An 11,380-nucleotide genomic window follows, 5' to 3' on the forward strand; every position below is an offset into this window, starting at 1 on the left:
CGTGGCAGGCGGCTGCGGAAGTCGCTCGCCTCGAAGGGGGTGCTCGCATCCATCGCGCCCGTCAAAAAGCCCCGCCCCAGCGGGCTGAACGGCACGAAGCCGATGCCCAGTTCCTCCAGCAGCGGCAGGATCTCCTGCTCCGGCTCGCGCCACCACAACGAGTACTCGCTCTGCAGCGCGGCCACCGGTTGCACCGCATGCGCGCGGCGGATCGAATCCGCGCCGGCTTCGGACAGCCCGAAGTGCTTCACCTTGCCCTCGGCGATCAACTCGCGCACGGTGCCGGCCACGTCCTCCATCGGCACCGCCGGGTCGACGCGGTGCTGGTAGAACAGGTCGATGCGGTCGGTGCGCAGGCGCTTGAGCGAGGCCTCGGCCACGGCACGGATGGTCTGCGGCCGGCTGTCCACGCCCTTGTTGCCGTCGGCATCGCGGAAGCCGAACTTGGTGGCGATCACCACCTGTTCGCGGATCGGCGCCAGGGCCTGGCCGAGCAGGTCCTCGTTGGTATACGGGCCGTAGACCTCGGCGGTATCGAAGAAGGTCACGCCACGCTCGAAGGCCGCGCGCAGCAACGCGATGCCGTCGGCGGTGCGCACCGGCTGGCCGTAGGCATGGGTCAGCCCCATGCAGCCCAGGCCCAGCGCGGAGACTTCCAGCCCGCTGTTTCCAAGTACACGCGTGCGCATGCGGTTCTCCCTGCGATCAGGCGGCCAGCGAGGCCATGTCGATCACGAAGCGGTAGCGGACGTCGGACTTCTCCATGCGCTCGAAGGCATGGTTGATCTCGTCCATGCGGATCATCTCGCAGTCCGGCAGGATGTTCTTCTTCGCGCAGAAATCCAGCAGTTCCTGGGTCTCGCGGATGCCACCGATCGGCGAGCCGGCGATGCGACGTCGGCCCAGCAGCAGCGGCACCGTGCTGGTTTCATCCATCGGCCCGATCTGGCCGACGATCACCAGCGTGCCGTCCACGTCCAGCAGCGGCAGGTACGGGTCCAGTGCATGCTTGACCGGCACGGTATCGATGATCAGGTCGAACGCGGACGCCGCCTGCGCCATGGCCTCGGCGTCCTCGGACACCAGCAGGCGGTCGGCGCCCAGCGCCAGCGCGTCGGCACGCTTGCCCGGGCTGCGGCTGAGCACGGCGACGTCCGCGCCCAGACCGACGGCCAGCTTCACCGCCATGTGGCCCAGGCCACCCAGGCCGATCACGCCGACGCGGCTGCCGGGACCGATGTTCCAGTGGCGCAGCGGCGACCAGGTGGTGATGCCGGCACACAGCAGCGGCGCGGCGCGCGACAGGTCCAGCCCGTCGGGCATGCGCAGGCAGAACTCCTCGCGCACCACCAGATGCTTGGCGTAGCCGCCCTGGGTTGGTTCCCCGCTGATCCGGTCGGCCCCGGCGTAGGTGCCCACCATGCCCTGGCGGCACAGCTGCTCCTCGCCACGATGGCACTGGTCGCATTCCATGCAGCTGTCGACCATGCAGCCCACCGCCACGTGGTCGCCGACCTTGTAGCGGCTGACATCGGGGCCGACCTCGATCACCCGGCCGACGATCTCGTGGCCCGGCACGATCGGGTAGTAGCTCCAGCCCCAGTCGTTGCGCGCGGTGTGCAGGTCCGAGTGGCAAACGCCGCAGTAGATGATTTCCATCGCCACGTCATTGCCGCGCAGCGTGCGGCGCTCGAAGGCGTAGGGGGCCAACGGCGAGGTGGTGTCGTAGGCGGCGTAGCCGAAGGTCTTCATGCGGGCATCCTGTAGCGGGGAACGAAGCAAGGCCGACAGTCTAGGCAGCCGACCGTGACGGATTAAGTCACGACGGCGGGATGCGGTAATGAGCACTGCTCATCAATCCCGGCAGGAGCGGCCTTGGCCGCGAAGCCGGGGTACGACCCGTGGCGGGGTTCATGCGATCACGGATGGGATGACGGTCTGCGGGCGTGTTGATTGGCGATGCAGCGTACTGCGCGGCCACGGCGCGCCTACCCGGCGGGGTGGCGCAGGGCCTCGATCACGACCTGCAGGGCCCGCGAGGCCTGGCGGCGGCTGGGGTAGTACGCATAGTAGCCGTCGTAGGGCTCGCACCAATCCTCCAGCACCCGTTGCAGGCGACCGGCGGCCAGGTGCTCGTGCATCAGGTCTTCGGGCAGGTAGGCCAGGCCCACGCCGGCCAGCGCCGCGCGTAGTGCCGGGGCACTGCCGTTGAAGATCCACTGCCCTTCCACGCGTGACTTGTACTGCACGCCATCGCGGTCGAACTCCCAGGGCAGCAGGCCGCCATGGGTGGGCAGGCGCATGCCGATGCAGTTGTGCGTGACCAGCTCCTGCGGTGTACGCGGGATGCCATGCGTGGCGAAGTACGCCGGCGTGGCTACCACCGCGATGCGCTGTGGCGGGCTGACCGGCACCGCGATCATGTCGCGCGCCAGGTGTTCACCGAGGCGGATGCCGATGTCGAAGCGCTGCGCGACGATGTCGGTGAGGCCATAGTCCACCGCCACTTCCACCTTCAGCTGCGGGTACTGCGGCAGCATCGACGACAACCGCGGCCAGACGTACAGGTCGGCGGCATGGCCGGTGGTATTGATGCGCACCGTGCCGACCGGCGTATCGCGGAACTGGCCCATCATCGCCAGCTCGGCCTGGATGTCCTCCAGCCGCGGTGCCACCGATTCGTACAGATGCTCGCCGGCCTCGGTCATCGACACGCTGCGGGTGGTGCGGGTCAGCAGGCGAATGCCCAGCCGTGCCTCCAGCTCGCGCATGGTGTGGCTGAGCGCGGACTGCGACACCCCCAGCTGCGCGGCCGCACGGGTGAAGCTGCCTTCCCGGGCAATGGTGACGAAGGCCAGCAGGTCGTTGAGGTTGTCGCGGGACATGGGGGCACCGGAAACGTGGTGCCCCATCTTGGGCGCGGTGCGCGATGCCTGCAATGCGGAGCACGGGCAGGGAGCAGAAGCGAAGCAACAGCAAAGCACCCCTCCCCAACCCTCCCCTTGCTGTCGCAAAGGGAGGGGGCAACAGCGAAGCACCCCTCCCCAGCCCTCCCCTGCACCTGCGGTGCAAGGGAGGGGGCAACGGCGGGGCTGTGCTGTATGCGTTCGGACCATGCACAACCGCCCCCTCCCTTTGCCACAGCAAGGGGAGGGTTGGGGAGGGGTCGCTCCACCGCGCCTCGATCAGAATGCTCCCTGCACCGCCATTTCCCAACGCGTGCCGGCGAGATCATCCCCGAACAACGCACGTGCATGGCGATCGGTGCCATGCACGCTCAGCCGCACCTCCAGCGGCGTCACCACGCTCCAGATCGCATTGAGCTGCCCATGCGCATAACCACCGCCGCGCGCGTCCTGCAACGCGTAGTAGCCGGCCATGGCTTCAAGGCGCAGCCGCTCGTTCACCGGCCAGCGCGCGCCCAGCTGGCTGTACAGGCCATCCTGTCGGGTCCCCAACGCCTGCGATGACCAGCCCAGTGAGAGCCAGTAGTCGCGCCGCCAGGTCACCGTCGTGTTGAGCTCGGTCCAGTTCAGGTCGACGGTCGTGGCCGGATAGCGGTAATGCAGCAGGTTGGCATCGATGCTCCACTCCGGGGACAGTGCGCCCGCCCAGCCCACGCTGACATCCAGCTCGCTGCTGGCGTGCACCTGTGGGGCAAACTCGACGTTGGAGCCGGACACCGCGGCGTACAGCCCCTCCGCTGCGGCAACACGGAAGCCCGCCTGTACGGCCGCATCGCCCTGGGTCTGGGAGGAACCGCGCCACACGTAATCGCTGGTCAGCGTCGCATTGCCGCTGATGGTGGCAGCGAAGGCATCCGGGTTGCAGCCGAAGGTGGCTGCCACGAGGATCGGCAGCAGGAGGGTCGAAGGTTTCATGGGGGTTTCCGGGAAGGACCGCGCACCCTGCGCGGCGACCCGGAAAGTGTGGTTTTCCCTCGCGTAAACCCGCGATGGCGATGACCGTCCGCCGCCATCAAATCCGCATAAAACCTCAGGGCGCCGCACCCGCTTCAAGGAACACCGGGTCCTGCGCGCCCCTCGGCCCCGGTGCTTGGAAGGCCGGCAGCATCCGGATCGGATCCTCCGGCGGCCCACAGCGCAGCAACTGCCACTGGCTGGGCTTGAAACGCGCCTGTGCGCCGTCCGGCTCGCCGACGGCGAACTCGGCCACGATGTCGTAATCGATCAAGGGCACGTTGAACCACGCATCGTCACCGGCCTTGCAGTCCAGGTGCGGGACATCGGGGTCAAGCACGTAATCACCGCTGTCGCCGTCGAAGCGGTACACCGGGCCGATGCGCTGGTCACCGGCCAGGGTCACGCGGGTGGCCGAGGTTTCCAGTTGGGTGGCCCACACGCCTGCCACCTGCACGGGGTGCGGAAAGCGCAGCCGGTCCAGCCCGCGCAGCTCCACCGGCCGTTGCGGCTCACCGTTGTCGAACGGGTCATAGCGATTGACCAGGGTGCCGCGTGGCACCTGCAACTCGCCGTACTGGAAGTCCCGGTCAAGCAGGAAGCTGCGGCGGCGCTGCTTGTACCCGTCCTGGAGCGCGATCTGCCGGTCGATCTGGTGCAGCTTCACCACCACGACGACCGCCCAGCCACACAGAACCACCGCCAGCACGCTCCACAGCCGCACCTTCCAACTGAAGAACGCCGCGATGCTGCCCCTCCTGGCCAGGAAGTACCACCCCGCATAACCCGCCAAGGCCACCGCCAACCCGACCCCCAGCGTCGGCAGCACGAACATCAACAGCAGCATCTGCCACGAAATCAGGGGTCCGGGAATCATCGCCCACCACGATCCAGCATCATTTCCATGCCCCATCGTAGCCGCTACGCGCCGGCTTATCCGCTGGACGCATATCGCTACAACCCATCCACATCAGCGCGATGTCGATCCGGCCCGGTTCGGCATCACCCTGCGGGGCGGCTTCGGTGCAGAATTGCGCGCCCGCCCCCCGCCCCGCCGTGATGAAATCCCTCCCCGTGCCCCTGCATTCCCTGCGCAGCTGGTTGAGCATCGAGCGCAACCAGACCGGGCATGGTGAGAAGTGGATCTCCGCGCTGGGCGCACTGCTCGGCATCCTGGCGGTCTACCAGCTCACCCATTGGTGCTTCCCGCACGGTTTCCGCGGCAATGCCGGCGGTGCCATCCTGCTCGCCTCGATGGGTGCCTCGGCGGTGCTGGTGTTCGCAGTCCCGCACGGTGCCCTGTCGCAACCGTGGCCGGTATTGGCCGGACATCTGTTCTCGGCCTTCATCGGCGTCACCTGCCAGATGCTGGCACCGGACCATGCATGGACCGGTGCGGTGGCCGTGGGCCTGGCGGTCGGCGCGATGCATTACCTGCGCTGCATCCATCCCCCCGGGGGTGCCACCGCGTTGGCCGCGGTGATCGGTGGCAGCGACGTGCACGCGCTGGGCTACCAGTACCTGCTCACGCCCGTGGCGATCAACGTGGCGGCCATCCTGCTCGCCGCGGTGGCGTTCAATGCCTGCTTCGCCTGGCGGCGCTACCCGGTGCACCTGCATCGCCGGCAACCGCGCGCGGCGGCGGTCGTCCCGCTGCAGCGCCGGGTGGACCTGACCCAGGAGGATTTCCACGCAGCGATCGGCCAACTCAACTCCTTCGTCGACATCACCGACGAGAACCTCACCGAGCTGCTGGAGCTGGCCAAGCAGCACGCCGAGCGCGACACCCTGCATCCGGCCACGATCACGCCGGGCCGCTACTACAGCAATGGCCGGCTGGGCCGCGCCTGGAGCGTGCGCCGCATCGCGGTGACGCCGGCGCTGGACGGCCCGTCCTCCGACCGGCTGGTGTACGCGGTGGTGGCCGGTGACGGCATCGGCAGCATCGGCCACGCCAGTGCCGCGGAACTGCGCCAATGGGCGCGCTTCGAGGTGGCGCCCGACGATGGCGGGCGCTGGAGCAAGACGCGGGAAGACTGAGCGCCCGCGCGTAACCGGTCAACCGGTGCCGCCGGGACGCCACGCCCGTCGTGCCGTCCCTGTTTCAACACCGCAGGTGACCACGGTCTGGTCCCTGCCGGCAGGCGTCAACCGCCGGACCACCGGCCGCCGCCCTGGGCGCAGCTGTCCGGCAGCACCGCCAGGTCTTCGGCGGAGCGCTCGTAGTAGTAGCCATCGAATGGGTGGCCGAACAGCTGCTTGCAGCTGCCCTGCGATGGCGACGGGCAGGCGTCCATGTAGGTGATCTGGCCAGCCTTGCCTCCCATCTGCGCCGAGGTCTGCGCCAATCCCTCGCACATGCGCTTGAGTTCGGCTTCGCTGGACGCACCGGTGGTCTGCACGCAGTCGCGCGAGCGGATGGTCTTCCCCAGCACGTTGAACTCGCCGGCGATCATGCAGGCGTGGCCCTGCGGCGCCTGGCCCGGCGCCTCATGGACCACCGTTGCATTGGGCGCGGGCTCGGTGCCGGCTTCCGGCGCTTCCGGTGCCGGCGCAGGTGCTTCAGGCGTGGCCGGCGCGGCAGGTGCTGCCGGTTGCGTGCACGCGGCCAGGCCGATCACGCAGACCAGCCCAAGTGCATATCGGTGGATCGTCATTGCCATGCGGTGCTCCTTGCGATTGATTGCAGGGACCGATCCTGCCGCATGCGTGGCCGATACACCACCCGTCCGGTCGGCCGGTGTCGCCTTCAGCGTGTCGCCGGCGTGGGTGACACCGCGCATCGTCGGCAGCCACCGCCGTCGCCGGATCAGTCGCGGTCCGGCGCACCCAACGGGAACAGGTGCCGGTACATCCGTGCTTCCTCCACCGCACGCGCGAACGAGGGGCGCGCCAGCAGGCGGGCGCGGTAGGCCTGCAACGCGGGATAGCGGTCGGCGATGCGCGTGGTCCAGTCGGCGTAGAACAGCGCGGGCGCTGCGGCGCAGTCGGCCAGGCTGAACGCGCTGCCGCAGGCCCATGCGCCGTCCTGCAGCCGGCCCTCGACCCAGCCGTAGGCCCGTTCCAGCTTCTGCGCGGCATCGGCATGCGCCTGCGCGCGCCGCGCCGGGTCACCGCTCAGTGCACCGGCCACCGCCTGCTGTACCGGGCTCATCACGTGCAGGTCGAAGAAGCGGTCCATGAACCGCACCGCCAGCGCCTGCATCGGATCGTCCGGGATCAGCCGCACCGCGCCGGCATGCCGCAGCTGCAGGTACTCGATGATGATGCTGGTTTCCACCACGTCACGATCGCCATCGAGCAGCAACGGGAACTTGGCCAACGGCCAGTGCTGCAACCACTGGCTGACGTGCTCCGGCGTCTCCGGGCCCAGGCTGCGGAAGGTGAACGGCGTGGCGTTCTCGTACAGCGCGATCAGCACCTTCTGCGTGTACGAGGAGAACGGGTGACCATAGAGCACCAGCGACATCGGCCCATCTCCCGGCATCCAGTGATTGCGCGTTGTAAGCCCGCACGCACCGCCGCACAAGTGCCGGCCAGGCGCCTATCCGCGCGCGGGGGCGCATGCGCATCCGTCAGGATGCCTCGGTCGTGGATGCGGGGAGTGTGTCGCGGGTAAGCCACCAGAACAGCCACGCGGCGCAGCTGATGGCCGCGCCCAGCGTGCAGACGCCGTTCCAGCCAAAGCGTGCGTAGGTGGCGGTGGTGGCGATGGCGCCCAGGCCGCTCCCCACCGCGTAGAACAGCATGTACAGGCTCACCAGGCGGGCGGCGGCCTGTGCCTGCCCGCGCAGGATCAGGCTCTGGTTGGTCACGTGCAGTGCCTGCCCGCCCATGTCCAGCAACACGATGCCGGCCACCAGCGCCCACAGCGAGGCCGGCATCCACGACAACGGCCACCACGCCAGCACGAGCAGCAGCAACGCCAGCGCCGTGGTGGCCTGTGCCCGGCCGCGGTCGGCCCAACGGCCCGCGCGCGCGGCGGCCAGCGCGCCCACCGCGCCCACCAGCCCGAACGCACCGATCTGCGTATGCGAGTACCCGTAAGGGGCTGCACTCAAGGGCAGCACCAGCGCCGTCCAGAACACGTTGAACGCGGCAAACATCAGCAGCGCCAGCACACCGCGCACCTGCAGGGTGCGGTCACGCCGCAGCCGCTGCCCCATCGAGCCCAGCAGGCGCGCGTACGCCATTCCCTGCGCGGCGGGCGCTTGTCCCGGCAACCGCCGGTACAGCAGCAATGCCATCACCAGCATCAGGGCCGCCGCGCTGGCATAAACCCCGCGCCAGCCCCAGGCATCGCTGACCGCCCCGGCGAACACCCGTGCCAGCAGCAGGCCCACGAACACACCGCCCTGCGCCGCCCCGACCACCCGCCCCTGCTCGCCGGGCGTCGCCGCACTGGCGGCATAGGCGATCAGCCCCTGCGTCATCGCCGTGCCCAGCATGCCCACCGCCAGCATGCCCGACAGCAGGGCGGCCGGGCCGCGGGCCAACGCCACCCAGCCCAGCGCCATCACCAGCAGTGCGGCCTGCACCAGCATCAGGCGGCGCCGCTCCATGCGGTCACCGAGCGGCACCAGTACCACCAGCGCCAGCGCGCAGCCCAGCTGCGTCGCGGTGACCACCCCGCCCACGGCCGCATGGGAGATCGAGAACGTGGCCGCCAGTGCATCCAGCAACGGCTGCGCGTAATAGACGTTGGCCACGCTCATGCCACTGGCGACCGCCAGCAGCCCAACCAGGGCCGGCGACATCACGGCGGCGGGCGAACGGCACCCGTCCGGGCAGGGGGTTGGCAGGGCAGGCATGCACCGCATCCATCCAGTTGCATATTGCAACCAGGTGGATGCTAGCCACCGTGGTTTCGAAATGCAACTACAATCCCGTCCGGTCCCCGTGGAATCCATCGATGAGCACCCCAACGCCCCAGCCCTGCCCGGTCGCACGCAGCGTCGACCTCATCGGCGACCGCTGGTCGCTGCTGATCGTGCGCGATGCCTTCGACGGCATGCGCCGCTTCGGCGACTTCCAGCGCAGCCTCGGCGTGGCCCGCAACATCCTCAGTGACCGGCTGCGCAAGCTGGTTGAGGCCGGCATCCTGGCCACCCGGGCCGCCTCCGATGGCAGCGCGTACCAGGAATACGTCCTTACCGCGAAGGGCGAGCAGCTGTTCCCGGTGGTGGTCGCCCTGCGCCAATGGGGCGAGCGCCACCTGTTCATGCGGGGCGAGCGTCATTCGCAGCTGCTCGACAACCACACCGGCAAGCCGGTGCCCTACATGGCACCGCGGGCTGCTGACGGCAACGCACTGCCGGCGTCCGGCACGCGGGTGAAGAAGATCGGCTGAAGGCCGCGTGCCGACTCAGCGGGCCAGGTACTGGTCCAGCACGGGTCCGGCCGTCTCGGCGATCGTGCGCAGGCTGGTGGCCTCGTAGCCCCGGCTGGCGAAAGCATCGCGCGCCAGTTCGAGCAGCCGCTCGCGGGAGTTGTCGGTGCCGGGCGGCCGCCCGGCGGCCCGGTGGCGGGCGGTGCGTTTGGTCGGGGTATTCAACGGCAGCTCGCGGTGCGGTGATCGGCGCTCGCACAGGCTGGCGCGCCACTGCTCAGCCGTTGAGCACCGACTGCACCAGCAGGCCGCCAGCCACGCAGAACACCATGATCCAGGCCGCCGCCTTGAGCGTGCCGCTGATCATGTTGCCGCCGAACAACAGCTGCAGGAAGGAAGACATGGCGCCAGCTCCGGAAGAGACCCCGGGAATATACAAAACGCGTTGCATTGAAGGCATGTGCGGCAGGAGCTACTGCCGCGGGGGGCTCTCAGAACTGACCGCGCTCGGTGCCTTCCCGCCAGGCGTCCGGTCGTGGCTCCCAGTCGCCCTCCCCCAGCACCGCCTGGACCAGGTTGCCGACCGGATAGCCCAGCCGGGCTTCGGCCGCCAAGCCGGCATCGTCCCGCTGCGCCGCCGCCACGAACGCGCGGAATGCCGGTTCGTCGTTGGCCGCCAGCGCGGTGATTTTCCGCGCCAGGTCGTAGGACAGGCGGTTGCCCTCGTCGGCGGCGAGGAACGACTTGCCGGACCAGAACGTCTGGATGCTCACCGCGTCCCAGTACGCCGCGTGCTGGGCGGCAATCTCGTGCGGGAAGTACATCTGCGCACCCGGCGCGGCCAGGTGCGGGAACAGTGTGTACTCGGTGTTCACCGCCAGCCCTTCGTTCAACCAGGCGGGAATCGGCAGGTGCTGCAGCAGGCAATGGGTCAGCTCGTGCGCGATCACCGGCTCCATCGCATCGATGTTCTCCAGCGGCATCACGAAGTGGCCGTAGCCGGCCTGGATGAACATGCCCGAGGACATCGCGTACTCGCCCTCGTCGGGGTAGTAGTGGCCGATGTAGGCGTAATAGTCGTCCGGGTCATCGAACACCATCACCACGTACTTGCCGTGGCCGCCCTCCACCGCAAGCGCGCCCAGGCTGCGGTTGATCCGTGCCAGCATGCGTTGGCAGGTCGCCAGGAACACCTGGGCCGGCCGCGCCTGCAGGTTCGACAGCAGCAGGAAGTCCTGCGACTCATGGATGCGGTAGTGCTCGCCAAGCGCTGCGTTGAGCGCCTGCAGCCAGGCATGTGCGGCGGACGTCCAGAACACATGGGCGTCGGCATCGTCGATGTCCTGCGCCACTTCCTGCTGCACGCGCTGCCAGTCCGGGATTGGCAGCGTGGTCCCGTCGAACCAGTGCATGTGTACCGGCACGCGCGCCATCCGTGCGGTGGGCCGCGCGGCCTCGGGCCTGGCGAACAAGCGCTTCAGTCGTCCAATCACAGCCATCCTCCCTGTCCACGCCCGATGATAAGCGGCGGCCGTCGCCCGCGTGTCCGGGCACTGCCGGCATAATCGGCCCATGACCACGCTCGCCGACCTCGGCCCGCGCATCTGCGTCCTGGGCCCTTCCAACAGCGGCAAGTCCACGCTGGCCGTGGCCATCGCGCGCCACCGGCAGCTGCAGGCGGTCCACCTGGACCAGCTCTTCCACCTGCCACACACCGACTGGCAGCCGCGGCCGGAGGCCGACTTCCTGCAGCTGCATGCCGACGCCATCGCACAGGAGCGCTGGGTCATGGACGGCAACTACAGCCGTTGCCTGCCGGCGCGGCTGGCGCGCGCCACCGGGTTCATCCTGCTCGACCTGCCCACCCGCACCAGCCTGCTGCGCTACTTCCGCCGCAGCTGGTTCGAACGCAACCGCCATGGTGCGCTGGCCGGCAACCAGGACACGGTGAAGTGGGCGATGCTGCACCACATCGCCGTCGTCACCCCGCCCCACCGGCGCCGCTACGACCAGTTGTTCGAAGGCATCGCCCTGCCCAAGCTGAAACTGGCCAACACGCGGCAACTGCAGCGCTTCTATGAAACCGAGGGGCTGGCCCGCGAACCGGCACCCTGACGGCCGTGCCTTGCGC

14 protein-coding genes are annotated in these 11,380 nt (G+C 69.0%); 3 read left to right on the forward strand and 11 right to left on the reverse strand.

The features are described from left to right. The 5 genes from VA603_RS09040 to VA603_RS09060 all read right to left on the reverse strand — a co-directional run. Positions 1 to 689: aldo/keto reductase (locus tag VA603_RS09040; RefSeq protein ID WP_323438591.1), on the reverse strand; the 689-nt coding region annotated here is incomplete at its 3' end. 16 nt (positions 690 to 705) lie between these two features. Continuing rightward, positions 706 to 1,752, reverse strand: a complete 1,047-nt coding sequence (locus tag VA603_RS09045; RefSeq protein WP_323438592.1) for an NAD(P)-dependent alcohol dehydrogenase — start codon at positions 1,750 to 1,752, stop codon at positions 706 to 708. Between the two features lie 236 nt (positions 1,753 to 1,988). Then, positions 1,989 to 2,885, reverse strand: a complete 897-nt coding sequence (locus VA603_RS09050; RefSeq protein ID WP_323438593.1) for a LysR family transcriptional regulator — start codon at positions 2,883 to 2,885, stop codon at positions 1,989 to 1,991. Positions 2,886 to 3,185: 300 nt separating this feature from the next. Next, positions 3,186 to 3,881, reverse strand: a complete 696-nt coding sequence (locus tag VA603_RS09055) for a TorF family putative porin (protein WP_323438594.1) — start codon at positions 3,879 to 3,881, stop codon at positions 3,186 to 3,188. A gap of 115 nt (positions 3,882 to 3,996) precedes the next feature. Next, on the reverse strand, positions 3,997 to 4,797 hold the full coding sequence (locus tag VA603_RS09060; RefSeq protein WP_323438595.1) for a hypothetical protein: 801 nt from the start codon (positions 4,795 to 4,797) through the stop codon (positions 3,997 to 3,999). A 197-nt stretch (positions 4,798 to 4,994) separates the two neighbouring features. On the opposite strand from VA603_RS09060, the gene VA603_RS09065 reads away from it, so the two are divergent. Next, complete coding sequence (locus VA603_RS09065) at positions 4,995 to 5,960, forward strand: HPP family protein (RefSeq protein ID WP_323438596.1); 966 nt, start codon at positions 4,995 to 4,997, stop codon at positions 5,958 to 5,960. Positions 5,961 to 6,067: 107 nt separating this feature from the next. Here VA603_RS09065 and VA603_RS09070 read toward each other — a convergent pair whose 3' ends face one another. The 3 genes from VA603_RS09070 to VA603_RS09080 all read right to left on the reverse strand — a co-directional run bounded on the left by VA603_RS09070 (position 6,068) and on the right by VA603_RS09080 (position 8,731). Further along, positions 6,068 to 6,583 (reverse strand): hypothetical protein, encoded by a 516-nt coding sequence (locus VA603_RS09070; protein WP_313253062.1) that lies wholly within the window; start codon positions 6,581 to 6,583, stop codon positions 6,068 to 6,070. 146 nt (positions 6,584 to 6,729) lie between these two features. Then, positions 6,730 to 7,389, reverse strand: coding sequence for a glutathione S-transferase family protein (locus tag VA603_RS09075; protein ID WP_323438597.1), 660 nt, complete (start codon positions 7,387 to 7,389; stop codon positions 6,730 to 6,732). Between the two features lie 106 nt (positions 7,390 to 7,495). Then, a complete protein-coding gene (locus VA603_RS09080) occupies positions 7,496 to 8,731 on the reverse strand; it encodes an MFS transporter (protein ID WP_323438598.1) in 1,236 nt (411 codons plus the stop codon). A gap of 101 nt (positions 8,732 to 8,832) precedes the next feature. Here VA603_RS09080 and VA603_RS09085 point away from each other — a divergent pair, with 101 nt between their 5' ends. Next, on the forward strand, positions 8,833 to 9,270 hold the full coding sequence (locus tag VA603_RS09085; RefSeq protein ID WP_323438599.1) for a winged helix-turn-helix transcriptional regulator: 438 nt from the start codon (positions 8,833 to 8,835) through the stop codon (positions 9,268 to 9,270). A gap of 15 nt (positions 9,271 to 9,285) precedes the next feature. Here the strand turns inward: VA603_RS09085 and VA603_RS09090 are convergent, their stop codons facing one another. From VA603_RS09090 to VA603_RS09100, 3 genes are all read right to left on the reverse strand, one after another. Beyond that, positions 9,286 to 9,474: a TetR family transcriptional regulator gene (locus VA603_RS09090; protein WP_207911778.1), complete on the reverse strand. Its 189-nt coding sequence runs from the start codon at positions 9,472 to 9,474 to the stop codon at positions 9,286 to 9,288. 52 nt (positions 9,475 to 9,526) lie between these two features. Then, a complete protein-coding gene (locus tag VA603_RS09095; protein WP_279432511.1) occupies positions 9,527 to 9,652 on the reverse strand; it encodes a hypothetical protein in 126 nt (41 codons plus the stop codon). 88 nt (positions 9,653 to 9,740) lie between these two features. Then, positions 9,741 to 10,742 (reverse strand): hypothetical protein, encoded by a 1,002-nt coding sequence (locus VA603_RS09100; RefSeq protein WP_323438600.1) that lies wholly within the window; start codon positions 10,740 to 10,742, stop codon positions 9,741 to 9,743. Positions 10,743 to 10,821: 79 nt separating this feature from the next. Here VA603_RS09100 and VA603_RS09105 point away from each other — a divergent pair, with 79 nt between their 5' ends. Continuing rightward, complete coding sequence (locus VA603_RS09105; RefSeq protein ID WP_323438601.1) at positions 10,822 to 11,364, forward strand: P-loop NTPase family protein; 543 nt, start codon at positions 10,822 to 10,824, stop codon at positions 11,362 to 11,364. Positions 11,365 to 11,380: the final 16 nt, after the last annotated feature.

Source organism: Stenotrophomonas capsici (assembly GCF_034961085.1).
GTDB classification, from domain to species: Bacteria; Pseudomonadota; Gammaproteobacteria; order Xanthomonadales; family Xanthomonadaceae; genus Stenotrophomonas; species Stenotrophomonas capsici.